We start from the raw sequence: 25,933 nt of genomic DNA on the forward strand, positions 1-25,933 counted from the left end.
TCCGCGCCGCGCGGTGCTGTCGCCTGTCGCGAGCCCGACCGAGCAGCAAAACCAAGATGTTTCTGCCATGATCGGCAGCGCAGCACCCATAACAAAAGACAGGAGATGGATATGTCGCGTTCGATCAAGCGCCTGGCCGCCGGTACCGCCGCCGCGGCCTGTCTGGGACTGGCCAGCGTGGCCCAGGCCGACGTGTTCAACCAGCGCATGATGAGCATGGAACTGGCCAACGACATCGCCGAGGCCGCGGTGCTGGCCTGCCGCGAGAAGGGACACCAGACCAGCGCCGTGGTCGTTGACCGCGCCGGGAACGATCGCTCCGTAATGCGCGACAATCTGGCGGCCGTGCAGACTATCCAGATTGCCGGCGACAAGGCCCGCGCCACAGTCATGTCCGGCACCAGTTCCGGCAGCTTCCGCGACAACCGCGAAGAAATCCGCATGGAGATGAACCACGTGGACGGCATCATCATGCTGGCCGGCGGGCTGCCGATCGAGGTGGCCGGCAGCATGATCGGCGCGGTGGGCGTGTCCGGTGCTCCCGGTGGTGATCTGGATGAAGAATGTGCCCAGGCCGCGCTAGACTCGGTCCAGGAACGACTCGACTTCGCGATGTAATGCCATTGCAACCCCAGGGATCGGGGCGCGCGGCCAAGGATGGCCGCCCACCCGCGTCCGGAGCTTGAATGGAAGACCCTCTCGCCAATCAGAAGACGGTTCCCGCGCCCGGCGTACGCCGGATCCACCCGCAGGAGGCGCATCAGCGGCTGCAGGAGCGCCCGCGCGACCTGCTGATCGACATCCGCTCCACGATGGAATTCCTGTTCGTCGGGCACCCGCAGGGCGCCATCCATATCCCGTGGATCGACGAACCGGACTGGACCGTGAATCCTCACTTCGTGCCCCAGGTACGCAAGCTGCTGCTGGGCGGGGCCGAGGATCACAGCGAGGATGCCCCCGCGCTCTACCTGATCTGCCGCAGCGGCAAGCGCACGCTGGCCGCTGGCCAGGCCCTGGTCGATGCCGGTATCGAGAACGTGTACTCGGTGGAAGAAGGTTTTGAAGGACCGCTGGACGAACACCACCAGCGTTCCACCCGCGGCGGCTGGCGCTACCACGGGCTGCCCTGGGAACAGTGCTGAGCGAGTCAGCGCCTGACGCAACTGAACTCGCTAGCGGTGATACTCGCCGGCGCGCTCCGGCTGGTACTCGACGGCCTCGATGCGCACATGCATCTTCCCGCCACCCGGGCGCGGCCATTCGATCTCGTCCCCCTCGGACAGCCCCAGCAGCGCACTGCCCACCGGCGCCAGAATCGACAACGTGCCGCCGCTCTCGTCCACGTCACGCGGATAGACCAGCGTCAGCGAGAACTCCTCGCCGGACTCGATCACCCGGAAACGGACCCTGGAATTCATCGTGACCACCGAACCCGGGATCTCGCGCGAATCGACGACATCCGCGCGGTCCAGCTCGGCCTCCAGGTCGGCCTTGCCGGGAAAGCTGTCGTCCGGCAGCGATTCCAGCAGCTTGTCCAGGCGCTCCATGTCCGTGTTGGAGACGACGATCTTCGGATTACTCACCTTTACACACTCCAATAAAGCAGAACGCGCCCCCACCGGAGGCGCGCTGAATAAAACGGGGACAAATCCCAAATCGGAGAATCAGACCCGAGAGTAGCCAAGCCCCGGCCAAAAAGCCATATCAGCCGCGACTGGCATTCCTGCGATCAAGTCTGCGTGTCACGCCACGCCGAGTAGCCACCACGCAGGACCCGGGCATCCATTCCCATCGCGCGCAGACTGTCCGCCACCAGCTGGGACCGGCCACGGCCCCCGCAGAACACCACGACGGGCTGCTGGGGGTCCTGCATGTGGGATTCGATGCTGGCCTCCAGCTTGGGCCGGGGGATATTCACCGCGCCTTCAATACTGCCTTCGGCCGCCTCCTCCTGCTGGCGCACATCCACCAGCAGAAAGGACCGCCCAGTTTGGCGCCAGTCGACCAGTTCCGCGGGGTCCAGATGCGGCAGCTTTGCTTCCAGCTCCGCGATGCGTTTGTCGAAAAGACTCACTGTCAGCGGCTCCGTTGAATGCCCATGTGCAGCATTCTACCGCCTCGGCAGAAGCAGGACCCTCACAGGGACGGGCGCAGCAGGAGCGGCGCGATGCGCAGCGTAAACAGCGCAAGCCCGACAAACGCGGCCACCGCACCGACGGCGGTCAGCATCGGCACTCCCAGCAGCCAGCCAAAGCCCATGCCCAGCACCGAGACATGCACGAGCACCTGCGGCGTCCAGGCCCACAGCCAGCCACCCGCGATCGGGTGCCCAGTAAAGCGCGGCAGCATGTGCTCGCCGAGGCCCATGATCAGGAGCAGAAGGAACCCGAGCGTAAAGCCATGCAGCGCGGCCGGGCGCGCGGCGCCATCCAAGAAGAAGCCGCCCAGCGGCAAGGCGGCACCCGCGATCAGCAGCCAGATCATGGCGCCCAGTACCGAGGCACGGCTGGAGGCCGAAAGCCCCAGCCCGACATGACGTGCAGTCTTCTGCGTGCGCTCCGGCGCCTCGGCGACCAGCGCGGTCGCGGCCGTGCGGTCCAGCAGCCCGATGTGCTTGAGTTCGCCGTCCACGACCACGGCCGGGATGGAACGTATGCGCAACCGGGTCGCCAGTTGACGCCCCTCCGGCTGCCCCATGTCGACGACTGCGAAATCGATCTGTTTCTTCTCCGCCACCTCGCGCCAGATGCGCTCGGCATCGTGACAGGAGGCACACCATTCGGACACCAGCAGTTCCACCTTCATGAGTCCGTCCCCTCAGTCCGCGCAGCGCATGCAGTGGATGTCGTAGCGGTCGATCCACTGCTTGAGCCCGTCGACGGCTTCGGGCCCTGTATGCAGCCGCTCCAGCGCCTTTTGCGGGTCGTCCGGGCGCATCACCACCACCCAGGCATCGGTATAGGGGGCCACATTCACCAGCCCGGGGTCGGCCTCCACGGCCGGGTTGATGCGCTCAATGGTGCCGTCGAAGGGCGTGGGGATGCCCCCCGCCCACTTGCCGGACTCCAGCCGCGCGACCGGCTTGCCCGCGGCCCGATGCGAACCGGGCTTGCGAAAGCGGAAGTACTGTACGCGGCCCGCCATGGTCTGGGCGGGATCGGTGATCCCCAGGGTGAAGGTCCCGTCGTCCTCCGGGCGGACCCAGACATAGTCGAGGTCGTAGAACAGGTCGTCCGGCAACTCGCAGCCGTTGTATTCGGTATGGCTCATCACGCCCCCTTCGGGCCGTAGTGGCGCACGGTGAGTGCGATATTCAGCGCGAACAGGATCATCGCCCCCCAGGCCATCGCCCCGCCGACCGCAACAGTCGGGTTATGGAACATCATCCAGCCGGCGATCATCACCCAGAGACCGAGATTGGCCAGCACGAACTGCGCATGCCCCAGCCGTTCCGAGAACAGCGAACGCCCGGAGAAGCGCGGTAGTACGTGGAGCCCTACGCCGTAGATCATCATGGTGACAAAGCCGAGCAGCATCAGGTGACCATGGATGCGTGGCACATTGCCGGGGATCAGCCCCGGATGGGCCAGCCAGACGATGCCGATGAGTCCACCCAGCAGCGCATAGGCCAGCGCGGCCAGGATGAACATCCGGTTGCGTGGATGCATGTCGCGTTTGCTCCCTTTTTTGTTTGTTCTGCAGCGAGGCTAGACTACGATAAGATACATCGTAAATGCATTGATCGAGATCAACACGGACGCTTGCGCATTCAGTGACAGTACGCCCCACATGTGCGCTGAGCACACGCCGATTGCCCCGCCATCCGAGCCTATTGATGAAACTGCACCTCCAAGAACCCGCGCCCGGCTTCCACCGCCCGATCGAGCTCCTGCGAGCCTGTCATCGGCGGATCACGAACTGCCTCGACACAATGGAGCGGCTGTCGGGACACATCGAGCAGCACGGGGCCGACGCGGAGGCCCAATCCGCGGCTCGCCGTGTGCTGGCCTATTTCGAGCAGGCCGCCCCGCAACATCACGCCGACGAGGACCAGGATCTGTTCCCGATCCTGCAGGCGTACCGCGACCACCCCGAGGCCCATCCACAACTGGGTGAGTGGATGGATCGCCTGAGCGCGGAGCACCCCCAGCTAGAGGCTGGCTGGGACGCCCTGGAGCCTGCGCTGCAAAACATTGCGGCCGGGCACGCAGATCCGCTGGAAGGCGCGACTGACTGGATCCAGCGCTACCGGGCCCACCTCGAGCTGGAGGAACAAGCCGTACTGCCGCTGGCTGAACACCTGCTCAACGCCGAGGAACGCGCCCGTATCGGACGCTCCATGGCGCACCGGCGCGGCATCCCGGATGCGTACAAGGAACCCGCCGATGAGTGACTTCCTGCTGGACCTGCGGGGACTCGCCGATCACGCGCACACCCGCGCCTACTACACGTTGCGCGAACTGCAACCGGGTCAGGTCTTCGACGTCTGGCTGGATCAGGAGCCACAGCTGTTGATGGATGCGGTCAGCCTGCAGTTGCGTCAGGCGATCCACTGGCAATTGCAGGAGAACGGCCCGCCGCTGTGGAAGCTGCGCGTCCAGCGCCGCGAGGATGTCGCACCCGTGGATCTCGTAGATCTTCTGCAGCGCGACCACCTGCGTATCGACCGGCTGTTCGCCAGCGCCCTGCACAAGGTCAATGCTGGCGATCTCGAGGGCGCGGCACCGGACTTTCGGGCCTACGTGGAAGGCCTGCGCCGGCACGTTCATGTGGAGAACGAACTCATCGTCCCGACGCTTGAGGTTGCGCGCGGAGTCGGCAGCCAGGACCCGGTCACGATCATGCTGCGCGAGCATGACGAGATCCTGGAACAAACCGCGCTGCTGGAACACGAGTTCCAGGAAGGTGTCGACGAGGCGTGGATGGTGGCCCCGTTCTTCGCCCTGATCTCCGGGGCCCTCGCCAAACACGAAAGCCGCGAGGAGCAAAACGTCTTCCCGAACTGGGGACGCCGCCTGCGCCACGAACCCGACCTGGCGGCCGAACTCCTGGAGAAGGCCCGTCAGCACCTGGGGGATGGCGTCGGGACGCCCGATCGATAGGGGTCGGCAACACGCAAGGACTGTGTCACGATAGTTCATCGCCACGGCCCGAAACGACGTGACACCACTCCACCCCGATACCGGCTTCCCCCGCCCTTTCCAGCGGCTTCGCGAGTGGCACGCGGTATGGGCAGTCGTCGCCCTGACCCTGGCGGTCCTGCTGCCTTGCAGCGCCAGCGCTCAGGCCGACGAGTCGGCGCAACCCCTGATCGTCTCCCAGGACCATGCCTGGCCACCCTTTGCCTTCGCCGACAATGGCGGCAAGCCACGCGGCTTGCTGGTCGATTTGTGGCAGGAACTCGCAAACGAACTCGACCGCCCGGTGGAGTTCCGGCTGGTCGACTGGCCGCGCACCCTGGATCTCGTGCGCGACGGCGAGGCCAATGTCCACGGCGGGCTGATCCAGTCTCCCGAACGCGAACAAACGCTGGTCTTCAGCGACGTGCTGTTCCCCCTGCGCACCTTTGCCTTTGTGCGTACCGGCGCGCCCGTGGCCCAACTGGGCGAACTCGCACACAAGCCGGCAGGCGTTGTGGCGGCCAGCTTCGAACTCGAGTTCATGCGGCGCGAACGACCCGAGCACCCGCTGCAGGTTTTCGACAACAACGAGCAAATGGTGCGCGCCGCGGTGGAAGGCACGATCGATGTCTTCGTGGGCGACTACCCGGTCGCCATGTACCTGCTGGACCGTCATGGCGACCCGGGCATGTTTCACCCCCTGGAGTTGCTCTACGAGCAGCCCCTGCGCGCAGCGGTGACGCACGGTAACGAGGAACTGCTGGACGAAATCAATACCGCTATCGCCCAGCTGGATGACGAACTGCTGCGCCAGATCACGCAGCGCTGGATCCACTCGGATACGGTCGAGGTGATCCCCACCTGGCTGCTCTCAACCGTCATTGGTCTGGGCCTGCTGGCGGTATTGCTGTATGCCGCATTGCTGCTTCGCCAGCGGCGCGCGCTCGAGACACGCGTTCGCCAGCGCACCGCCGAACTCGAGGACGAGCGCGAGCTGTTCCGCACCCTGACCGAACACGCCGCGGCCGGGGTATTCATCCTTCAGGACGACCATTTCCAGACCGTCAATCCAGCCCTTTCCCGCATCCTCCAGCGCCCCGAACACTGGCTGCTGAACCAGCCCTTCTACGAAATCATCCACCCGGAACAGCGCGCGGCCGTGACCCAGCGGGCCCGCGACCGGATCGCGGGCAAGAAGGTGCCGGATCACTACGAGATGAAGGTCATCACTGGCGAGGGCGAGACCCGCTGGGTCGACCTGACCGCCGGGCGTGTAGAGCTGCAAAGCGGCCCGGCCAGCATTGGCACGATATACGACATCACCGAGCGGCACCTGCTCGAGGATCAGCTGCGCGCCAGCGAGGCCCAGTACCGCCAGCTGGTCGAGAATATCGGCGACATTATCTACACCCTCACGCCGAATGGCGTCATCACCTACGTCTCGCCGCAATGGACACGAGTGCTCGGTTATACCGCCGAAGAGGCGACCGGAACCCCCATCACCGACTACGTCCATCGGGACGACCGCGAAGAATTCGGCCGCTTCCTCCAGCGCACGATCCGCTCCGAGAAAAACGACCAGGAAGTCGAGTACCGCATCCGGCATCAAGAAGGGGAATGGCGCTGGCACGTCTCCAGCGGCGCGCCGATCCGCAGCGCAACGGGTGAGATCACGGGCTATGTGGGTGTAGCCCGAGACATCACGGATCGCCGCCGCATGCACGACGAGCTTCAGTATCAGGCGCGTTTCAATGCCATGCTGGCGCACCTGTCCTCGGACTTTGTAACCGCCAGCGCCGACTTGATGGACGAACGTCTGGACGCCGCGCTGGCCGATATCGGGCGCTTTTTCGAGGGCGACCGCTGCTACCTGTTCGAGTTGTCAGCGGATGGCGAGCATATGGACAACACCCACGAATGGTGCGCCCCCGGCGTGTTCTCCGTAATGGATCAGCTGCGGGATGTAGACCTCAACGAACTGCCCTGGTGGCGTACCCGCATGCTGGAGATGATCGAGCAGCGCATGCCGGTGGTGATCCCTGTGGTGGACGACCTCCCGGAGGAGGCGGCCACCGAGCGCGAGCTGTTTCGGCGACAAGGCGTCAAGACCCTGATCTGCGTACCCATCCTGACTGGGCAGCAGGTCACCGGCTTTGTCGGGATGGACATGCTGCGCCCGCGCACCTGGCGCAAGGATCAGGATGAACTGCTGCTGGTGCTCGGCAACCTGATCTCGGAGGCACTGCAGCGTAACCACCTGGAGATCCAGCTACGCGATCTGGGGATCACCGATCCATTGACCGGCCTGTACAACCGCCGCTACCTGATGGAGCGCCTGCGCGAACAGATCGAGGCCTGGCGCCGCCACGGCGAACACTTTGCCGTGGCGATTCTGGATCTGGACCACTTCAAGGCCCTCAATGACACCCATGGGCACCTGGCCGGCGACGAGGTGCTGCGCAACTTCGGTGATCTGCTGCGGCGCCAGCACCGGGTCTTCGACATTGTCGCTCGTTTTGGCGGCGAGGAATTCATCGTGGTGCTCAGTCATGTCGATCACGAGGCCGCCACCACCGCGATCGAGCGCCTGCTGCAGGCCACCCGCGAACTCGACACACGGTTCGAGGGCGAATCGCTGGCCTTCACGGTCAGCGCCGGCCTGGCCTGGTCCGACGAGTGTGACCCGGAGCACCTCACGCCCGAAGCCCTGATCGATCGGGCCGATGAGCGTCTGTATCGCGCGAAGGCCCAGGGGCGCGACCGGCTTGTGGCCGGAGACACGTAACCCATCCGGGACACGTTGAATGCGTCAGTGCCTCCCAGCGCCCCGTGGACCCGACAGTCGGCTGAGCGCCCACAACCCGAGTGCGGGCCCGGGCAACAACAGCCACAACACCCACAGCCCCAGGTCATCCCACAGCCAGGCGGTCACCAGGATCGAAGGCAGGGTGAGCGCAAAGCCGATGGCATTCATCACGCTCAGGGCCGAGCCCACCGCATCCTGTGGCGCACTCTCCGCGGCCAGCGCGGAGAACTGGGGCGAATCCGCGATCACCGTCAGCCCCCAGAGGGCCAACAGACCCAGGAGCAGCCACGGCGCCAGCCCCGCCAGCAACGGATACAGCAGGCACACCAGCCCGGATGTCGCCAGCGCCACCCGTGCGACACGCAGGCTCCCCAGATGGCGACTCAGCCGGCCACCCCAGACACAGCCCACCGCGCCCAGCCCAATCACCGCGAAGGCCAGCCAGGGCACCAGCCCCGCCGGGGCATCCAGACGGGTCAGCTCATGCGCAACCAGCAGCGGAACCAGGGTCCAGAAGGCATACAGTTCCCAGCAATGGCCGAAGTAACCGCCGGCCACCGCACGAAAGTCACGCCCGCGCAGCGCAAGAAAGCCCTTGCCCAGCCCCGGTGTACGCCCCGGCGGCGGCAGGTGCGGGCCGTCGCCCAGGCGCGCAATCATCCAGGCGGCCGCCACCGCCAGCACGGAGGCCAGCATCATTGGCACCGGCCAGACCAGGTCGAGGGTCACGCCCCGCAAGAAATGAGGAAGCGCCGTTCCCAGCGTGAGCATCCCGAGCAGCCAGGACAGGGCCCAGCCCTTGTGCTGCGGCGTCCAGCTGATCACCAGCTTCATGCCCAGCGGATACACCCCGGCCAGGCACAGCCCGACGACAAAGCGCACCGCCAGCGCCAGCTCCCAGACGCCGGCCAGCAGGATGAACCCGGCATTGACCAGCGCGCCCAATAGCGCGGACACCATGAACAGGCGACTGGCACGCACCCGGTCGGCCAGGCCGGTCGCGGCCGCCACCAGGGTGCCGATGATGAACCCCAGCTGCGTCGCCATCGTCAGCCAGCCGATCTCGGTCGCCGTCCAGCCCAGTTCCTGCTGCAGGGACAGCCCGACCCCGTTCACGCTGAACCACAGCGAGGTCGCAAAGAGCTGAGCGATCACGATCACCGCCAGGGGATGGCGGTGCAGCAGCCCCGCGAAGCGGCCTGCCTGCACGAGTTCTAATCCACCACGCGGCCGGGACAGGCGTCGCTCAGGGGGCATCCCTGACAAAGCGGTTTCGTACGGCAGCGCTGCTTGCCGTGTTCCACGATCAGGGCATGCAGATCATTGAAGGCCTGCGCATCCGGCCCCAGCTCCGACTCCACCCAGGCCCGCAGGTCGTCGTAGGCGCCGCGGGCATGCGGCAGGTCCAGCCGTTCGAACAGTCGCCGGGTGTAGGCATCGACCACGAACACCGGCCGCTCGAACGCATACAGCACGATGTCGTCCGCGGTCTCCGGCCCCACGCCCTTGACGCCCAGAAGGGCCGAGCGCAGGGCCTCGGTCTCCATGCGGGCCAGGGCTTCCACCCCGCCGTGCTGTTCCAGAAAGCGCAGCAGGTGCCGCAGACGGTCGGCCTTCACGTTGAAGTAGCCGCTCGGGCGGATGTGTTCGGCCAGGGTCTCGTGCGGGAGCTCCAGCAGGGCTTCCGGGTCCAGCACATCGGCCTCGCGCAGATTCGCGATTGCGCGTTCGACATTGGTCCAGCTGGTGTTCTGCGTGAGCACCGCGCCCACCATGACCTCGAACGCCGACTCCGCCGGCCACCACTGCAGGTCGCCGTAGGCGCCCTGCAGGCGCTGCCGCACTTCGGCCACCCGCAACGACATCAGGAACGCGCCCGACCACCCGGCTTGCGCGGCCCACCCTTGCGCCCGGAACCTCCTGGCCCCGAACGTCCGGTCTTGCCGCCCTTGCCGGGGCCGCTCCCCGGCTTGGTGGAGCTCCAGCGATCCGCTTCGCGTACGCGCCCGCCCGACTTGCCCCGCTTGCCGCGCGCGGGCCGGGTGTTGCGGCCCGGCCCGCGGCGCCGACCCCGCTCGCGAATGGACTCCGGCACGGGCAGCTCGACTGCCTCGTACAGGGCCTCGACCTCGCGCACCTCCAGATCGCGCGAAGCGCCCGTCTTCAGACCGCGCCCGAGCACCACCGGTCCGTAGCGCACCCGGATCAGCCGGCTCACGGTCACACCTACGGCGTCCCACAGGCGGCGCACCAGACGGTTGCGGCCCTCGCTGACCACGACATGAAACCAGTGGTTGGCGCCGTCGCCGCCACGCTCTTCCAGGACATCGAAGCGCGCGGGACCATCCTCCAGCTCGACCCCTTCCAGCAGCATGCGCCGCGTATCGTCGGGGACCTCGCCCAGCACCCGCACCGCATACTCGCGCTCCAGCGAATGACTGGGGTGCATCAGGCGGTTCGCCAGTTCGCCATCGGTGGTGAACAGCAGCAGTCCCGAGGTATTCAGGTCGAGACGCCCGACCGCGACCCAGCGCTGCCCCTTCAGGCGCGGCAGGCTGGCGAACACCGGCTTGCGGCCCTCGGGGTCGCTGCGACTGCAGATCTCGCCGACCGGCTTGTGATACACGAGCCAGCGATGCGCATGCTCCGCCATGTGGATCACGCGGCCGCGCACGCGGATCACGTCATTCGGCCCGACCTGATCGCCCAGCTTCGCCGTGCGCTGGTTGACCTTCACCTCGCCGCGCTCGATCCAGCCCTCGATCTCGCGCCGCGAACCGAGGCCGCGCGCCGCCAGGACCTTTTGTACCCGCTCCGACATTCCTGCTGACTCCAGACGTCTCGATCCGGCCACATTGCCGCGACCGGACCCGCATTCATTATGATGGGCGCTCACGATACACCAACAGGACGTTGCCCATGAGCGCGAAGACCCCGGAAACCACCCCCGTCCAGACCCCGCTGAACATCGCCGTCCTCACGGTATCCGACAGCCGAACCCTGGCCGAGGACCGCTCCGGCGATGCCCTGGTGGAGCGGCTGGAGGGCGCAGGGCACCGGCTGGCCGAGCGCCGCGTGGTCCGGGACGACATCTACGCGATCCGCGCCGAACTCTCGCGCTGGATTGCGGATTCGGAGATCGACGCGGTGCTAACCACCGGCGGCACCGGCATCACGGGCCGCGACGGCACCCCGGAGGCCGCCTCGGTGCTACTGGACAAGACCATCGAGGGCTTCGGCGAGCTGTTCCGCATGCTCTCCTTTGAGGAGATCGGCACCTCCAGCCTGCAATCCCGCGCGCTGTCGGGCGTGGCCAACGGCACCTACGTCTTCGTGCTGCCGGGCTCCACCGGCGCCTGCCGCACCGCCTGGGACCGCATCATCCAGGCCCAGCTGGACGACCGCACCATGCCCTGCAACCTGACCATGCTGATGCCGCGCCTGAAGGAGTCCTGAGCGATTAACCCCCCGTCCCGGGCTCGTCAGGCGCGAAGCACACCGGCGAAGCACGTTCGCCGGTGTGCTCCTCCTCGGCCCTCTCGGCATTGAGGAGATCTCGCAACACCGCCGCGTGGCTGTGCTCCACGTCCCGCGTGGCCGTCAGCAGGGTCAGGCGGCCACGGCCGGCGTACCCCAGTAGCCGGCCCCAGGCCTCGGGGGCCGCCCCCAGTTCCGCTTGGTAACGGCGGCAGAAATCGCGCCAGCGCCCCGGGTCATGACCGAACCAGCGGCGCAGCTCCGGGGACGGCGCGATGGCCTTTTCCCAGGCATCCAGTGCGAGTGTGGATTTCTTTATCCCCCGCGGCCAGAGGCGATCAACCAGCACACGACACCCGTCGTCGGGCCCGACCGGATCGTAGACGCGCCGGATCCGCACCCGTTCCATGCGGCGCTTACCGATCCACGTGGGTCTGCAGCCAGTATTCGAGCAGGGCCGCATGCCACAGCTTGGAACCCTGGATGCGGGTGAAGTACTGATCCGGGGCGTCCAGCAGCTTGTCGATGTAGGCCGGCTGGTACAGCCCGCGCTCGCGCGAGGCGCGCGAGGTCAGGATGTCGCGCATGAACTCGAGGAAGTCGCCGCGCACGTATTTGAGTGCCGGCACCGGGAAGTAGCCCTTGGGCCGGTCCAGCACCGCGTCCGGCAGGCGCCCGCGGGCGATGCGGCGCAACACGTCCTTGCCGCCGTCGCCCAGCTTCAGGTGCGGCGGCATGGCGGCGGCGGTCTCCACCAGCTCGTGATCCAGGAACGGGACCCGCGCCTCCAGGCCGAAGGCCATGGTCATGTTGTCCACGCGCTTGACCGGGTCGTCCACGATCAGCGTGGTTACATCCAGCGCCAGCACCGCGTCGATGAAGGAATCGGCACGGTCGGTCTCGAGTTCGGCGAACTGCTCGCGCAGCCAGTCGCCGGTCACGTCATTCGCCGGCGGGTGGCGCAGCATCTCGGCCATCTCGGGGTGGTCGCGGTCGAAGTAGTGGCGACGGAAACGTTCCACCCAATCACCGTGACGGTCCTCGGCCATCTGCGGGTACCAGAAGTAGCCACCGAAGACCTCGTCCGCGCCCTGCCCGGACTGCACCACCTTCACATGCTGCGAGACCTGCTCGGACAGCAGGTAGAAGGCGACCGCGTCCTGGCCGAACATCGGCTCGGCCATCGCCCCCACCGCCTCCGGCAGGCGCGCCAGCACCTGGTCGTTGGGGATCAGCGTGGCCTGGTGGTCGGTGGCGTAGCGCTCGGCGACCGGATCGGAGTACTCGAACTCCGAGCCCTTCTCCTCCGGCTGGTCCTCGAAACCGACGGTAAAGGTGCGCAGATCCTGGGCCCCCTCCTCCATCGCCAGCGCGACCAGCAGAGAGGAATCCAGTCCTCCGGAGAGCAACACGCCCACCGGCACGTCGGCCACCTCCAGGCGCTTGCGCACGGCGCTGCGCAGACTGTGCTCGATACGCTCCTGCCATTCGGCGTCGGACACGGCCTCGGCCGGGCGGTGGGCATACAGCGTCCAGTAACGTTGCAGTCGCTCCTGCCCACGCGCATCGATACTGAGGTAATGCCCCGGCTCCAGCTTGCGGATACCGCGCAGCACGGTACGCGGCGCGGGCACCACCGCGTGCAGCGAGAACAGCATGTGCAACGCCTCGGCATCCAGCTCGGTGTCCACGTCGCCCGCCGCCAGCAGCGCCTGGGTGTTGGAGGCGAAGCGGATGCCGTCGCCACCGCGCGCCAGATACAGCGGCTTGATGCCCATGCGGTCGCGCGCCAGCAGCAAGCGCTGGGCGTGGCCGTCATACAGCGCAAAGGCAAACATGCCGTGCAGCCGGGCGACGATGCCCTCGCCCCACTCGGCATAGCCGCGCAGGATGACCTCGGTATCGCCGGTGGAGAAGAAGCGATGGCCGCGGCCCTCCAGCTCGCTGCGCAGGGCACGGAAGTTGTAGATCGCGCCGTTGAACACCAGCGCGAGCCCGGTCTCCGGGTCGAACATCGGCTGGTGCGCGCGCTGCGACAGGTCCAGGATCGACAGGCGCCGGTGCCCCAGGGCCACCCGCCCGGAGGCCCACAGCCCGTCGGCATCCGGCCCGCGCCGTTCCAGGCAGGGCAGCATGCGCGCCACGGCCTCGCCACTGGCGCGCCGTTCACTCCAGACGAATTCTCCCGCGATCCCGCACATCGATTCTTTCCTTGCTGGTTGGGTGGCTTGGTTTTGGAGCCGGCTTGTTCCTCTCCGGCGCAGGCAGGGCTTCGCCTGCAGGCAGGCTCCTACCGTTCAGGGGGCTCTGACGAGCTTCCGCCGAAGGCGGCCTCCAGGGCCTCCATCAGGGCCTGGCTGGCGGCCCCGGCGCGGTCGCGATCCGCGTGCGCCATGTAGAACGGCACCTCGTGGCGCGTGCCTGCCTCCAGGTTCAATTCGACCAGACACCCCTGCTCAAGATCCTCCGCGATACGATCCAGCGGCAGCCAGGCGAAGCCGATCCCGGAGCACAGGATCGCGCGCGCGGTACTCATGTGCGAGACCGTCCAGCGCTGGTCGGCCTCGAGCCAGCCACCCTCCCCGGCCTGCTGTTCGCCGGAGTCGCGCACCACGATCTGGCGCTGCGCCTGCAGGTCCCGCCGCGTCAGTCGTCGGCCGTCGGCCAGCGGATGTCCCGGGTGTGCCACGCAGACCATGATCTGATCCGCCAGCCAGACGCCCAGATAACCGCCCGGCAGCTCCGGCGCGATCAGGATATCCACCCGGCCTTCGCGCAGGAGTTCCGGGCCGCCGCTCAGGACGACCTCCTCCAACTGGACACGGGTGGCCGGATAGGTATGGGAAAAGCGCTCCAGCGCCTGGATCACCGGGCCCCGCGGCAGGATCTGGTCCACCGCCAGCCGCACCTCGGACTCCACACCGGCGGCGAGCGCACCGGCCAGGGCCTCGATCTCGGCGGCCTCCTCCAGCAGGTGCTCGGCACGGCGCAGCAGCGCCTCGCCCGCCGGGGTCAGCACCGCCTTGCGGCCCTGGACTTCGAAGACCTCGACGCCCAGGCGCTCTTCCAGCTTCTGCACCGCATGATTCACACTGGAGGGGCTCTTGTGAACTTGTTCCGCGGCACGAGCAAAACCGCCGGCGGCGACCACCGCCTGCAACATGCGCCATTGCTCCAGGGAGACGCGGATCAATGGACCCGCCTACGTCGGCATCCAGGAGTCCACGCCAGGACGCGGCGGCCCCGTTCTGGTGACAGGCTGCACCGCCACTGCCGCGGCTTCTCAGCACACAGCATCGAACCAAACGCCGCCCGATTCATCCTAGTGTTCCTCGGGGCACCCGCAGCCGGTCTTGTGGATACGCCGATGCCATTCCTCGCGCATCCGCGCGCAGGCGGTCGTGGTCATCAGCAGCAGATGGACCGTGGAGGGGTAGATCCGGCCATCCATGCGCAGGGTCTCGGTCAGCTCCGGGTCCTTGCCCTCGGGGATGTAGAAAAAGTCCTGCCCCTCGCGCAGCTGGTCCTTTTGCGCCTTAAATAGACGAAAGGCCGTGCCCTTGGGCACGCCGTTCCATTCGTCGATCTGACGCAGGCTCAGGGTGGCGTACCCCGCATGAATAATCGGTTCCGGCGGGGTCGCGCTGGCGGAACCCTCACGCCCGGGAAACAGTCCTGCACTACGGGGGTCTTCGTCGCTTTCGATCCTCATGCTGGCATTATGGCATGCCGAAAGCCGGCCGACGGAACAGGACGACACGGATGGAATTGTTACAGGAATACGGGCTGTTCTTCGCCAAACTCGTGACCGCCCTCGTAGTGGTGCTGATCTTCGTGAGCGCCGTGGCGGGGGTGGTCGCCAAGAGCCGCGAGAGGCGGCCGGACCGCCTGACGGTACGCAAGCTGAACGATCGCTATCGCCGCATGGAGAAAACCATTCGCCACGCGGTCGAGGGAAGCGCGACCTGGCGGGCCCGGCTGCGCAAGAAGCTGGGATGGCGCGGCAGCGATTCCTCGCCCGGCGAAGGCGAATCCACCGAAGCGCCAAAGCCGGAAACCCCGACCGAACACCCCGGCCCGGATTCCGGCGAACAGGAACGGCCCAGGGTGTATGTGCTGCACTTCAACGGCGACATCCGCGCCTCCAGCGTCGACAGCCTGCGCGAGGAGGTCACCGCAATCCTGACCCTCGCCCGCCCCGAGCAGGACCGGGTGATCGTATGTCTGGAAAGCCCGGGCGGGCTCGTCCCGTCGTACGGCCTGGCCGCCTCGCAACTGGCCCGCCTGCGCGACCAGGGACTGGACCTGACCGTCGCGGTGGATCGTGTCGCGGCCAGCGGCGGGTACATGATGGCCGCCGTGGCAAACCGCATTGTGGCGGCACCCTTCGCGGTGCTGGGGTCGATCGGGGTCGTAGCCCAGATTCCGAACCTCCACCGCTGGCTGGAGCGTCATGACATCGATGTCGAACTGCTGACCGCGGGCGAATACAAGCGCACCCTGACCGTACTCGGGGAGAACACGGACGAGGGCCGGCGCAAGTTCCGCGAGCAGCTGGACGAGGCGCACGACCAGTTCAAGACGTTTCTTTCCCGCTACCGCCCATCCCTGGACCTGGAGAAAGTGGCAACCGGCGAGCACTGGTACGGCGAACAGGCACACGACCTGGGCCTGGCCGATGAACTGCGAACCAGCGATGATCTGCTGCTGGAGACCAGCCGCGAGGCCGACCTGTTCGAGATTACCTATACGCGCCCGCAGCGCCTGAGCCGACGCGTCACGCTGGCGATGGAATCCATCGTCGAGCGTGCGCTGCGCGGCAGCGCTCCTCATGAACGGCTATAACCGGGGAAGAAGCGCCCACCCCCAGTCGTCCAACATCAAGAACCGACCCGGAGGACACGACCATGCAACATCGCTCCCGCACCCCTGCTTTTTTGCTCTGCCTGCTTGCCGGCATTGCCCTGTTCGCGTTGCCGCTGGCGGGCAGTGCGGACGACAAGATGCCCTGGGGCTCGGCCGAGATGATGGACCGCGAATACGAGCCACGAAAGGTGGTCTACGACGTCTATGTGGATACCGAAGACGAGCTGAACATGGTGCTCGATCGCGTCAGCATGCTGAACAACGTCTACGAGTCCGATCCGTTCGAGGCCCACATCGTGCTGGTTTTGCATGGCCGCGAGGTCCCGTTCTTCACGCGCGACCAGTTCGAGGAGCGCGAGGAAACCATGCGTCGCGCCAAGTCCCTCAGTGAAGGCGGCGTCATCGAGTTCCGCATGTGTGAGGCCTCCGCCCGGCTGCGCGGCATCGACCACGAAGACGTCCACGGCTTTGTGAACCTGGTGCCCATGGCCGACGCCGAGATCATCGAACTGCAGCACGAGGGCTACCTGCTGATGCAGTGAGGCCCCGCCTGCAGGCAGACGCCAGAACCCTGGTGTCTGCCTGTTAACGCCCCTTCAATGGCTGCCCCGAGCAAGCCTCCCTACGCCCCATCGATAGCACCCCAAGGAATCCCCGCTCATGAAACGACGCCTGCTTGCCCTCCTGATCGCAGCCACCGGCCCCACCCTGGTTCTGGCCGACGAACCGCGGAAGAGCGACCCTGATCAGAATGTCTACATCCCAGGGGCCGAGGACAGCCAGGGCGTGTTGCGCGTGGCAGCAGTCTACAACGGGGACCGCATCCGGATTCACTACGAGTACGAAACCAACAGCCCCAGCTGGTATCACCAGTACTGGCGCTACGAGGATGGCGAATGGGTGCGCTACGGCTCCGGCGGCCCGGAGCCGGACGAGCACGGCCTGTACGAAGACCGCATCTCGATGATGCTGGACGACGGCTCGGTCGACGACTTCATGCGCCTTGGTGGCTGGATGACGGCACACGAAGGCATGCGCAGCCTGAGCTCGGAGGTGGATCGCGACGACGTGCGCGAACACCCCAAGCTGGGCGAAGCGATGGGCCGCAGCGATGTGCGCAAATACCTGCCGCAGACCCGCGAAACCGATGACCCGGAAGATGTCTCCTGGGACGCCATCCGCGATGATGACGAGCTCGAGGCGATGCGCGAGAACGGCGAATTCCTCGACCTGTGGCAATGGCGGGCCCACCGCAGCCACCCGATGGGGTACGCGGATAACGGCTATGTGCTGCACTACCGCCTCGCCTCCGAGGGCGACAGCATGTTCACCACCAACTGGGACGACGACACCGAGCAGCCCGCCTATATGTTCGACCCCGACCAGGTGGGCGCCCCGGCCCTCGACTGGGAGCGCCTGGTCGCGGGCGAATATGGCCAGAACGACCCCTACTTCCTGTCGGAAAATAACTCGGTCGCGTTTGACCCCGACTATGACTGGCAGGAGGGCGACACCCTGCCCCAGCGCTTCCTGCGCGAGCCCGGTGGCAGCCGCGGCGCGATCGAGGCCACCGGCGGCTACCAGGACGGGGCCTGGCGCATCGCGTTGACCCGCTCGCTCGACGCCCCGGACTCACGCGACAGCAAGGCACTTGAACAGGGCAATACCTACAACGTCGCCTTCGCCGTGCACAACGGCACCGGGGCCCGCTGGCATCTGGTCTCGCTGCCCCTGACGCTGGGGCTGGACAATGGCGAGGCCGACATCGAAGCCCAGTACACGGACGGACACCTGGACGACGCCGACCTCGAATGGACCGAGGTCCCGGTGTTCTATCCCGGACAGATGACCTACCAGAAGCTGCACAGCGACGCGCACGGGGCCGGCGGCCCGCTCGTGCGTGATGGCGACCTGGGCGTGCTTGACGCCCACGATCCGGAGGGCCTCGCGGACCTGATCATCGAGCACGAACTGCGTCAGCTGGAGAACTAGGGGGACCAATGTCTCCCCAGGACTGATCGTCAGCTCGACCCGGATGGTTCCGAGGGTGCCTGCGGGGCGGGGAACAGGCGCGGCATCCAGCGCAGGTAGCCGAGCATCCCGAACAGCTCGACCAGCGACTGCAGCACGATGACCATGACGGCCGCGTGCAGGGCCTCCGGCAGTGCCAGCGCCACCGGCAGCACGACAAACGAGTTGCGCGTACCCAGGCTGAACGCCAGTGTGCGCCCCTGCTCAATGGGCAGGGCGAATACCCGGGCCAGGGCCCATGCCAGTGCGGCCGCCCCGACCAGAAACAGCAGGTACACCGGGATCACCCCCAGCAGCTCCCGCCCGCCCTCGAACACCACCGGGGCCTCCGCCAGCGCGATCAGCCCCACCACCAGCGCCAGCAGCGGAACGGTGGCGACCCCGAAGCGGTTCTGCCAGACCTGCACACGCCCCCGCACCCTGAGCGCCTGCTCCAGCAGAACGGCCGCCGACAGCGGCAGCCCGATCAGCAGCGCCGCCGCGGCGAACACGGTCGGCGACATAAGGCCCACGGTCTCGCCCGGCCCCAGGATGAGGGCCAGGTACACCGGCAGCATCAGGAATTGCGCCGCAAGACTCACCGGCGCAAAGGCCGCGGCACACGCACTATCGCCCCCGCCCTGGCGGGCAAAGGCAATGAACCAGTCGGTGCAGGGCATCAGCAGCACGAGCAGGATGCCCAGCCGTATCGCCGGGTCGTCGGGGGCCATCGGCAGCAAGGCGATCAGCAACAGCGGCACCAGCACGAAGTTCCCCACCAGTGCGGCCACCAGGAAGCGGCGATCGTTAAAGGCGAGCCGGATCGCCTCCCAGGGGGTCTGCGCAAAGGTGACAAACAGCAACAGCCCGAGCGCGATCCATACCCAGGCGGTCAGCCCCTCGCCAAGCCCTGGCCAGAGGCTGGCCAGGACGAGCCCCAGCACAATCGCGGCGAGACAGACCCAGACCTGAAGACGTTCCAGCATCCCGCTACGGTATCAGAACCCCACCCGCCGTCCGGCTTCGTTGTCGGCGGCGCCGCGACCGGTCAGGCTTAGGGTGTTGCTTTGCGTACGTATCCGCACCGTGCAGGGGATGTGATGATCCAGCAGGAGCCTTTGGTGGCCTACCACGATTTCCCGCCCCTGACCCGGGCGCGGCTGGAGACCCTGCAGGCCAACCTCGGCTATGTCTGCAACCAGACCTGCTTTCACTGCCATGTGAACGCCGGGCCGAACCGGCGCGAGATCATGCCGCCAGAGGTGATCGACGAACTGCTCGCCTGCTGCGATCGCTGCGACGTCCAGACCCTGGACCTGACCGGTGGCGCCCCGGAACTGAATCCCGGCTTTCGCGACCTGGTCCGCGCCGCCCGCCAGCGCGGGATACACGTGATGGATCGCTGCAACCTGACCATCCTCGGTGAACCCGGGCAGGAAGATCTGGCAGCTTTTCTGGCCGAACAGGGCGTCGAGATCGTGGCCTCGCTCCCCTGCTATCTGGAAGAGAATGTCGATGCCCAGCGAGGCGACGGCGTGTTCGAGCGAAGCCTCGCCGGCCTGAAGCAGCTCAATGCCCTGGGCTACGGCGACCCCGGCAGCGGGCTCCGCCTCAATCTGGTGTACAACCCGCAGGGCCCCAGCCTGCCGCCGCCACAGGCCGAACTGGAGGCCGCCTATCACGAGCATCTCGAGCGCGAATACGGCATCCGCTTCAACGCGCTGTTCACGATCACCAACATGCCGATCCACCGCTTCGCCAAGACACTTGCGCGGGAAGGCCGTTACAACACGTACATGCAGACACTGCGAAACGCCTATCAGTCGTCTAACCTCGCAGCCGTCATGTGTCGGACACTCGTCTCGGTCGACTGGCAGGGGTACGTGCACGACTGCGACTTCAACCAGATGCTGGAGTTGCCCCTGGGGGCCGGTCGGGGCCGTCGCGTGTACATCGGCGAGCTGACGCCAGAGCACCTGGCGCAGGCACCGATCGCGGTCGGCGACCATTGCTACGGGTGCACGGCCGGCCAGGGCTCCAGCTGCGGCGGGGCGCTGTAAAGGTAACGGAGCGGTGAGGGCTCCGGGCGTCAGCATCCGGAGGTCCATTCGTTTCGTTATAGTGGGGGCCGGACCCAATTCATCGGGAGACTCATGAATCGCCCGCCTCATTTCAATTTATCGGCGCGGGCCGAAGATGTGCTCGGCTGGCGCGAGTGGGTCGGCCTGCCGGATCTCGGCCTCGGAGCCATCAAGTGCAAGGTGGATACCGGCGCGCGCAGCTCCGCGCTGCATGCCTTCTATATCGAGAGTTTCACCCGCAACGGGCGTGAGTGGGTGCGCTTTGGCATCCATCCCTATCAGCAGGATGCCGAGACGGAAGCCTGGTGCGAAGCCCCGGTACTGGATGTCCGGAACGTCACCGACTCCGGCGGCCATACCGGCGAGCGTTACTTCATTGCCACCCGCGCAAAAATCGGTGATCGAGTGATCCCTCTGGAACTCTCCCTGACCAGCCGCGATACCATGCGGTTTCGTATGCTGCTCGGGCGCGAGGCCATGCGGGGTCGCTTTCTGGTCGACCCCCAGGCCTCATTCCTGCTCGGGCGTCCCGCTCCACATCTTGCAACACCGGAACCCACGCCCGAATGAAGATCGGAATCCTCTCGCGCAACAGCAAGCTCTACTCCACCCGGCGCCTGGTCGAGGCCGCCCAGGAACGCGGCCACGAAATCCGCGTGGTGGACCCGCTGCGCTGCTACATGAACATCACCGCACACAAGCCCCAGATTCACTACAAGGGCGATGTGCTCGACCAGTTCAACGCCGTCATCCCGCGTATTGGCGCCTCCATCACCTTCTACGGTACCGCGGTGCTGCGCCAGTTCGAGATGATGAGCGTCTATCCGCTGAACGAGTCGGTGGCCATCTCGCGCTCGCGCGACAAGCTGCGCAGCCTGCAACTGCTCTCGCGCCGCGGCATCGGGCTCCCGGTGACCGGGTTTGCCCACTCCCCCGATGACATCGACGATCTGCTGGCCACCGTCGGCGGCGCGCCTGCCGTGATCAAGCTGCTGGAGGGCACTCAGGGGCTGGGGGTCGTGCTGGCCGAGACCAATCAGGCAGCGGAGAGCGTAATCCAGGCCTTCATGGGTCTGAAGCAGCACATCCTGGTGCAGGAGTACATCAAGGAGGCCAAGGGCTCGGACATTCGCTGCCTGGTGATCGGCGACAAGGTCGTCGCCTCGATGAAGCGCCAGGCGAAGGAAGGCGAGTTTCGCTCCAACCTGCATCGCGGTGGCAGCGCGAGCCTGTGCCGCATCACCCCCGAGGAGCGGGCCACGGCGGTGCGCGCGGCCAAGGTGATGGGGCTGAACGTCTGCGGCGTGGACCTTTTGCGCTCCAACCACGGCGCGGTGGTGATGGAGGTGAACTCCTCGCCGGGGCTGGAAGGAATCGAAAACGCCTCCGGAAAGGACGTGGCCGGCATGATCATCGACTTCATCGAGAAGAACGCCAAGCCGAACCGCACCAAGACCAAGGGCCGTGGCTGATGGCCACGCCCCGGGCCGACCGGAACGACCCGATCACGATCGGCGGGACGACCGTCCGCCCGGGTGAGCGCCGCACGGTGGAACTGCAGCTCGGCGCCCTGTACACCCACACCCCGACCAATATGCCCGTGCAGGTGCTCTGCGGACGACGCAAGGGGCCGGTGCTGTTCATCAGCGCCGCCATCCATGGCGACGAGATCAACGGCGTGGAGATCATCCGCCGCCTGCTGAAGATCCCGGCACTGCGGCGCATGCGCGGCACGCTGCTGACCATTCCCGTGGTCAACATGCACGGCTTCATCAACCAGAGCCGCTACCTGCCCGACCGCCGCGACCTGAATCGCTGTTTCCCCGGCTCGCCCAAGGGCTCGCTGGGGGCCCGGGTCGCACGGCTGTTCATGCGCGAAATCGTCCACCGCAGCACCCACGGGATCGATCTGCATACCGGGGCGATCCATCGTTCCAACCTGCCGCAGATCCGGGCCAACCTCGACCACCCGGAGACACAGACGCTGGCGCGCGCATTCGGCGCGCCGGTGATCCTGAATTCCGCGCTGCGCGACGGCTCCCTGCGCGAGGCCGCGGCGGAGCGGGACACCCCGATCCTGCTGTACGAGGCTGGCGAGGCACTGCGCTTCGACGAGCTGTCCATCCGCGGCGGCGTGCACGGGATCATCGAGGTCATGCGGCATCTTGGCATGCTGCCGGCGAGCCGGCGGCGCACCCCGCGCGAGCCGATCATGGCTCGCACCAGCGGCTGGGTACGCGCCCCGCAAAGCGGCATCCTGCGCAGCTTCGTCCGTCAGGGCGACCGCGTGGTCCGCGACCAGACGCGCCTGGCGATCGTCTCCGACCCCTTCGGCGAGACCGAGACCGAGGTCCTCGCCCCGGCCTCGGGGATCATCATCGGCCAGCTCAACCTGCCGCTGATCAACGAGGGCGATGCCCTGTTCCATATCGCCCAGTTCAACCGGACCGATCTGGCGGTGGAGCGCCTGGAGACCTTCCAGGAAAACCTCGAGGCCAGCGACTACCCCTACGCCGACGCCCCGCGCCCGGAAACGCCCTGACGTTCACACTCGCGGGGGATCAAAACCCGCAGCGGTCGCGTCTAGGAACTGAACCTATTCCATTAGAACCCTGCCCATGATCCGTCTGCCCCTGTGGCTCAGTGCCCTGCTCCTGACTGGCGCCCTGTGTGCCAGCCCCGCCCTGGCACAAGAGCTTGCCGAAGAGACCCCGGACGATGCCCAGACCGGCGCGGTCTCGGCCGCCACCAGCATCGATGCGGGCGGGGCCGAGATCCCGGTCGAGCGCTACCCCGCCGATGGCGAGGCGGTGCTGCTGTGGTTCCCGTCCGAGCACGGGCTACTGGACGGCCACCGGCAGCAGGCCCTGGCGCTTCAGGCTGCCGGCGTCGAGGTCTGGCTGGCGGACCCGTTCGCCGGGCATTTCCTGCCGGAGGCCGCCTCCAGCTTCGACGAGATGCCGATCGAGACCGTGGGCGACCTGATCGAGGCCGCACACGCGGAGGACGAGCGTGCGGTGTTCGTGTTCGGCAATGACCGCGCCCTGCCCTGGCTGCTCACGGGCCTGTATCACTGGCAGGAGGAGCACCCCGAGGCAGAACACCTCGCGGGGCTGATCATGATGAGCCCGTACCTGCACACCGGCGTGGACACCGACGAGGCCGAGATGCAACCCATCGTCGGCGTCACCAACCTGCCGATCTACATCATCCAGCCCATGCTGTCCCCGCAGTTCCAGCACCTGGGGCTGATTCGTTCGACCCTGAGCGACGGAGGCAGCTCCGTCGGGGCGCGCCTGCTGCCCGAGCTGCGTGACCGGTTCTTCTTCCGCCCCGATGCAATGGAGGCTGAACTCCTGGCACGCGAGATCTTTCACCAGGAGCTCGTCTACGGCATGGACCTGTTGCGTCGCCTGCCGGCCGCGCGCACCGCCGCCGCATCCGACGACCTGGACCTGAGCGTGAACACGCCCACCGGCGGCGACGTCCAGCTGGATACGCTGGACGAACCCGTCACGGCGCCCGAACTGGTCCGCCCGGACCTGGCCGGCGAAGAGCACCGTCTGGAGGACTATCGTGGCGAGGTCGTGCTGATCAACTTCTGGGCCAGCTGGTGTCCGCCCTGCGTGCACGAAATGCCGTCGATGCAGCTGCTGGAAGACGAGCTGCGCGAACAGGGCTTTCGCATCCTCGCGGTGAATCTTGGCGAGGACGAAGAGACCATCCGGGACTTCATCGAGAACGAGGTGCAAACGGAGTTCACCATCCTGCTCGATCCGGACCAGGAGTCGCTGAACGACTGGCGCGCGATGGCCTACCCCACCAGCTATGTCGTCGACCGCGAGGGCAACCTGCGCTACTACCTGTTCGGCGCGATCGAGTGGACCGAGCCCGGGGTCGTCGACCAGATGCGCGAGCTGCTCGAGGAAGACTACGAAGCCCCGGAAGGTGACGACTAGTCCGAACCCGGGGGCGTCCCGAACGCCTCGCGCAGCCACTCGCGCAGGGCGTCAAAGCCATGCTCCGCCCGCTCCGAGGGCGGCTGCATGCCCGGGACGAACCCGTATTCGCGAAACGGCTCCAGCAAGGCCGGATCGCCGCTGATGATATGCACGGGCACGGCCCAGCTAGCGTCCTGACCAGTCACCAGGGCGGCCGGCTGGTGATCGCCCAGCATGAAAAACAGCGTGTCCTCGTCCGCATACCGCGCCGCATAGCCCCCGGTCACCTCCAGCGAATAGCGCACGGACTCCGCGTAGTACTCGCGCACGCGATCGAAGTCCCGCCACAGCCCCTCTGGTGTCGGCCCTTTGCCAGCCCACTCGTCGAAGACCGCGCCGTCCCCGACCGCCTCCCAGTCCTCCAGCACCGGCAGGATCGGGGTCCACGGCGCATGCGAACTGATCAGGGCCAGCATCGCGAATACCGGGCGTTCCGAGGGCCCGCGGATCTCGCGCTCGAAGAACGACCAGGTGTACTGATCCGGCATGGTCACCCAGAAAAACGGCGGCCCGGCGTAGTCGAATCCGTGCTTGTCGACGATCCGGTCCCAGCGAAACCACTGCCCCTCCGGCCAGTCGAGCTGGATCGCCGGGGCCAGCATGGTCGTCTCGTGCCCGGTCGCCTGAAAGTCCTGCACCAGGGTGTCGCGGGTCTGCGCCTGCAGGGCGTCGTAATGTCCGGCGTAACGCACCTGCAGGCCCGTGAGCAGCGAGGCCTGCGCCAGCCAGGACTGTCCACCCGCGATCGGGGCCTCCAGCACGCCGGTCACCACATGCAGGTCCGCGGCGTCGAGCTGCTCGCCGATGGACTCGAGGCTCGGCACAATCACCGGGGCATAGCGCTCGTCGAACACCGCCGAGACCCCGTAGGACTCCACCAGCCCCAGGATCACGTCCACGTCACCAAGGCCTGGCAGAGGGCGCCCCTCGGCCTGCTCGCGGGTCTGTGCCAGGCGCTCGCGAAACGCCCGGTTCTCCGCCAGCGCCTCCTGCCCGGCCACGATCTGCTCCTGGACCGAAACGAGCCCGGGCGCGGCCGTACCCGGCGGTGCCGCACCCCGTGCGGAGACGACCGCCCCCACCAATCCAAGCGTGAGCAGACCGACCGCAACGGACAGGGGTACTCGGCGGAGACGCTCCGGATGCGCGGTCAGCGCGAACAACCCGCGGCCCGCGCCCGCGATCACCGCGACCAGCCCCACGATCAGGACACCGGCCAGCGCCACGGTGGCCCAGACATCCAGGTTGCCGGTCACCAGCCGGTAGACGGCGTCCAGCAGGATCCAGTCCTGCATTACGTTCAGGGGGCGCACCAGACTGACGCGGGTCAGGGCATCGAACAGCGCCAGCACCACCAGCGCCAGCAGAACGAATCCGGCCAGCCAGGCCAGCGCGCGCGCCATCCGCCCAGAGGACAGCAGCGCAAACAGCCCGACCAGCAGGACCGCCTCCCAGGCCAGCCAGTGCGGGCCGATACCCGCGTACCGGGGCACATCCAGTCCCAGCAGCACGAGGTTGAGTGCCGCGAGGGTCAGCAGCAGTCGAATCACGGGCGGACGGGCATTAGGGAAA

At 66.8% G+C, this 25,933-nt stretch carries 28 protein-coding genes; 14 read left to right on the forward strand and 14 right to left on the reverse strand.

Annotated features, from left to right (window positions below):
* Window positions 1-111 precede the first annotated feature (111 nt).
* Together C936_RS0112775 and C936_RS0112780 are read left to right on the forward strand one after the other, a co-directional pair.
* Entirely contained in the window at window positions 112-618 is a 507-nt protein-coding gene (locus C936_RS0112775; RefSeq protein WP_018137753.1) for a heme-binding protein, read from the forward strand.
* A 68-nt stretch (window positions 619-686) separates the two neighbouring features.
* Window positions 687-1,142, forward strand: a complete 456-nt coding sequence (locus C936_RS0112780) for a rhodanese-like domain-containing protein (protein ID WP_018649337.1) — start codon at window positions 687-689, stop codon at window positions 1,140-1,142.
* Window positions 1,143-1,172: 30 nt separating this feature from the next.
* Here C936_RS0112780 and rnk read toward each other — a convergent pair whose 3' ends face one another.
* From rnk to C936_RS0112805, 5 genes are all read right to left on the reverse strand, one after another.
* Window positions 1,173-1,583, reverse strand: coding sequence for a nucleoside diphosphate kinase regulator (rnk, locus tag C936_RS0112785; RefSeq protein WP_018137751.1), 411 nt, complete (start codon window positions 1,581-1,583; stop codon window positions 1,173-1,175).
* A gap of 146 nt (window positions 1,584-1,729) precedes the next feature.
* Window positions 1,730-2,074, reverse strand: a complete 345-nt coding sequence (locus C936_RS0112790; protein ID WP_018649336.1) for a rhodanese-like domain-containing protein — start codon at window positions 2,072-2,074, stop codon at window positions 1,730-1,732.
* 62 nt (window positions 2,075-2,136) lie between these two features.
* Window positions 2,137-2,805, reverse strand: a complete 669-nt coding sequence (locus C936_RS0112795) for a thioredoxin family protein (RefSeq protein ID WP_018649335.1) — start codon at window positions 2,803-2,805, stop codon at window positions 2,137-2,139.
* Between the two features lie 12 nt (window positions 2,806-2,817).
* Window positions 2,818-3,270, reverse strand: coding sequence for a glycine cleavage system protein H (locus C936_RS0112800; RefSeq protein ID WP_012983113.1), 453 nt, complete (start codon window positions 3,268-3,270; stop codon window positions 2,818-2,820).
* Window positions 3,270-3,668, reverse strand: a complete 399-nt coding sequence (locus tag C936_RS0112805) for a hypothetical protein (RefSeq protein WP_018137748.1) — start codon at window positions 3,666-3,668, stop codon at window positions 3,270-3,272. Before C936_RS0112805 ends, C936_RS0112800 begins: the two co-directional genes overlap by 1 nt.
* A gap of 167 nt (window positions 3,669-3,835) precedes the next feature.
* Between C936_RS0112805 and C936_RS0112810 the strand changes: the two genes are divergently transcribed.
* The 3 genes from C936_RS0112810 (at window position 3,836) to C936_RS0112820 (ending at window position 7,905) form a co-directional block, all read left to right on the forward strand.
* Window positions 3,836-4,393 carry a hemerythrin domain-containing protein gene (locus C936_RS0112810; protein ID WP_018649334.1) on the forward strand — a complete coding sequence of 186 codons (558 nt, stop codon included), beginning with the start codon at window positions 3,836-3,838 and terminating at the stop codon, window positions 4,391-4,393.
* Entirely contained in the window at window positions 4,386-5,102 is a 717-nt protein-coding gene (locus C936_RS0112815; RefSeq protein WP_018649333.1) for a hemerythrin domain-containing protein, read from the forward strand. The genes C936_RS0112810 and C936_RS0112815 overlap by 8 nt, the downstream gene beginning before the upstream one ends.
* A 148-nt stretch (window positions 5,103-5,250) precedes the next feature.
* Window positions 5,251-7,905 (forward strand): diguanylate cyclase, encoded by a 2,655-nt coding sequence (locus tag C936_RS0112820; RefSeq protein ID WP_026278844.1) that lies wholly within the window; start codon window positions 5,251-5,253, stop codon window positions 7,903-7,905.
* 24 nt (window positions 7,906-7,929) lie between these two features.
* On the opposite strand, the gene C936_RS0112825 is transcribed toward C936_RS0112820, so the two are convergent.
* From C936_RS0112825 to rluB, 3 genes are read right to left on the reverse strand one after another with little or no spacing between them, the layout of a single operon-like run.
* The gene (locus C936_RS0112825; protein ID WP_018649331.1) at window positions 7,930-9,135 is read right to left on the reverse strand and encodes an MFS transporter; all 1,206 of its coding nucleotides are present in this window, start codon (window positions 9,133-9,135) and stop codon (window positions 7,930-7,932) included.
* Window positions 9,136-9,140: 5 nt separating this feature from the next.
* Window positions 9,141-9,791 (reverse strand): endonuclease III domain-containing protein, encoded by a 651-nt coding sequence (locus C936_RS0112830; protein ID WP_018649330.1) that lies wholly within the window; start codon window positions 9,789-9,791, stop codon window positions 9,141-9,143.
* Window positions 9,791-10,747, reverse strand: a complete 957-nt coding sequence (gene rluB / locus C936_RS0112835; RefSeq protein ID WP_018138420.1) for a 23S rRNA pseudouridine(2605) synthase RluB — start codon at window positions 10,745-10,747, stop codon at window positions 9,791-9,793. The genes C936_RS0112830 and rluB overlap by 1 nt, the downstream gene beginning before the upstream one ends.
* Before the next feature lie 98 nt (window positions 10,748-10,845).
* On the opposite strand from rluB, the gene moaB reads away from it, so the two are divergent.
* Window positions 10,846-11,382: a molybdenum cofactor biosynthesis protein B gene (gene moaB, locus C936_RS0112840; RefSeq protein WP_018174116.1), complete on the forward strand. Its 537-nt coding sequence runs from the start codon at window positions 10,846-10,848 to the stop codon at window positions 11,380-11,382.
* 4 nt (window positions 11,383-11,386) lie between these two features.
* Here moaB and C936_RS0112845 read toward each other — a convergent pair whose 3' ends face one another.
* From C936_RS0112845 to C936_RS0112860, 4 genes are all read right to left on the reverse strand, one after another.
* Entirely contained in the window at window positions 11,387-11,812 is a 426-nt protein-coding gene (locus C936_RS0112845; RefSeq protein ID WP_018649329.1) for a DUF488 domain-containing protein, read from the reverse strand.
* A 7-nt stretch (window positions 11,813-11,819) separates the two neighbouring features.
* Window positions 11,820-13,604, reverse strand: coding sequence for an N-acetylglutaminylglutamine amidotransferase (locus tag C936_RS0112850; protein WP_018649328.1), 1,785 nt, complete (start codon window positions 13,602-13,604; stop codon window positions 11,820-11,822).
* An 89-nt stretch (window positions 13,605-13,693) separates the two neighbouring features.
* Window positions 13,694-14,596 carry a LysR family transcriptional regulator gene (locus tag C936_RS0112855; RefSeq protein ID WP_255325698.1) on the reverse strand — a complete coding sequence of 301 codons (903 nt, stop codon included), beginning with the start codon at window positions 14,594-14,596 and terminating at the stop codon, window positions 13,694-13,696.
* 129 nt (window positions 14,597-14,725) lie between these two features.
* Window positions 14,726-15,115, reverse strand: a complete 390-nt coding sequence (locus tag C936_RS0112860; protein ID WP_017925307.1) for a hypothetical protein — start codon at window positions 15,113-15,115, stop codon at window positions 14,726-14,728.
* 50 nt (window positions 15,116-15,165) lie between these two features.
* Between C936_RS0112860 and sohB the strand changes: the two genes are divergently transcribed.
* From sohB to C936_RS0112875, 3 genes are all read left to right on the forward strand, one after another.
* Window positions 15,166-16,248, forward strand: coding sequence for a protease SohB (sohB, locus tag C936_RS0112865; RefSeq protein ID WP_018649326.1), 1,083 nt, complete (start codon window positions 15,166-15,168; stop codon window positions 16,246-16,248).
* Between the two features lie 62 nt (window positions 16,249-16,310).
* Window positions 16,311-16,811, forward strand: coding sequence for a DsrE family protein (locus tag C936_RS0112870; protein ID WP_018138414.1), 501 nt, complete (start codon window positions 16,311-16,313; stop codon window positions 16,809-16,811).
* Window positions 16,812-16,929: 118 nt separating this feature from the next.
* Window positions 16,930-18,261 (forward strand): ethylbenzene dehydrogenase-related protein, encoded by a 1,332-nt coding sequence (locus tag C936_RS0112875; protein WP_018174120.1) that lies wholly within the window; start codon window positions 16,930-16,932, stop codon window positions 18,259-18,261.
* Window positions 18,262-18,290: 29 nt separating this feature from the next.
* Here the strand turns inward: C936_RS0112875 and C936_RS0112880 are convergent, their stop codons facing one another.
* Window positions 18,291-19,265, reverse strand: a complete 975-nt coding sequence (locus tag C936_RS0112880) for an arsenic resistance protein (RefSeq protein WP_018649325.1) — start codon at window positions 19,263-19,265, stop codon at window positions 18,291-18,293.
* A gap of 114 nt (window positions 19,266-19,379) precedes the next feature.
* On the opposite strand from C936_RS0112880, the gene arsS reads away from it, so the two are divergent.
* The 5 genes from arsS (at window position 19,380) to C936_RS0112905 (ending at window position 24,319) form a co-directional block, all read left to right on the forward strand.
* The gene (gene arsS, locus C936_RS0112885) at window positions 19,380-20,339 is read left to right on the forward strand and encodes an arsenosugar biosynthesis radical SAM (seleno)protein ArsS (protein WP_018138411.1); all 960 of its coding nucleotides are present in this window, start codon (window positions 19,380-19,382) and stop codon (window positions 20,337-20,339) included.
* A gap of 93 nt (window positions 20,340-20,432) precedes the next feature.
* Window positions 20,433-20,930: an ATP-dependent zinc protease gene (locus C936_RS0112890; protein WP_018138410.1), complete on the forward strand. Its 498-nt coding sequence runs from the start codon at window positions 20,433-20,435 to the stop codon at window positions 20,928-20,930.
* Window positions 20,927-21,832 (forward strand): 30S ribosomal protein S6--L-glutamate ligase, encoded by a 906-nt coding sequence (rimK, locus tag C936_RS0112895; protein ID WP_018138409.1) that lies wholly within the window; start codon window positions 20,927-20,929, stop codon window positions 21,830-21,832. The genes C936_RS0112890 and rimK overlap by 4 nt, the downstream gene beginning before the upstream one ends.
* The gene (locus C936_RS0112900; protein WP_018138408.1) at window positions 21,832-22,902 is read left to right on the forward strand and encodes a succinylglutamate desuccinylase/aspartoacylase family protein; all 1,071 of its coding nucleotides are present in this window, start codon (window positions 21,832-21,834) and stop codon (window positions 22,900-22,902) included. Before rimK ends, C936_RS0112900 begins: the two co-directional genes overlap by 1 nt.
* A 76-nt stretch (window positions 22,903-22,978) precedes the next feature.
* Complete coding sequence (locus C936_RS0112905; RefSeq protein WP_018649324.1) at window positions 22,979-24,319, forward strand: TlpA disulfide reductase family protein; 1,341 nt, start codon at window positions 22,979-22,981, stop codon at window positions 24,317-24,319.
* Here the strand turns inward: C936_RS0112905 and C936_RS0112910 are convergent.
* Window positions 24,316-25,911: a hypothetical protein gene (locus tag C936_RS0112910; RefSeq protein ID WP_018649323.1), complete on the reverse strand. Its 1,596-nt coding sequence runs from the start codon at window positions 25,909-25,911 to the stop codon at window positions 24,316-24,318. The two genes, C936_RS0112905 and C936_RS0112910, sit on opposite strands and share 4 nt — an antisense overlap.
* Window positions 25,912-25,933: the final 22 nt, after the last annotated feature.

Source organism: Thioalkalivibrio sp. ALJ4 (assembly GCF_000377225.1).
Taxonomy (GTDB): domain Bacteria; phylum Pseudomonadota; class Gammaproteobacteria; order Ectothiorhodospirales; family Ectothiorhodospiraceae; genus Thioalkalivibrio.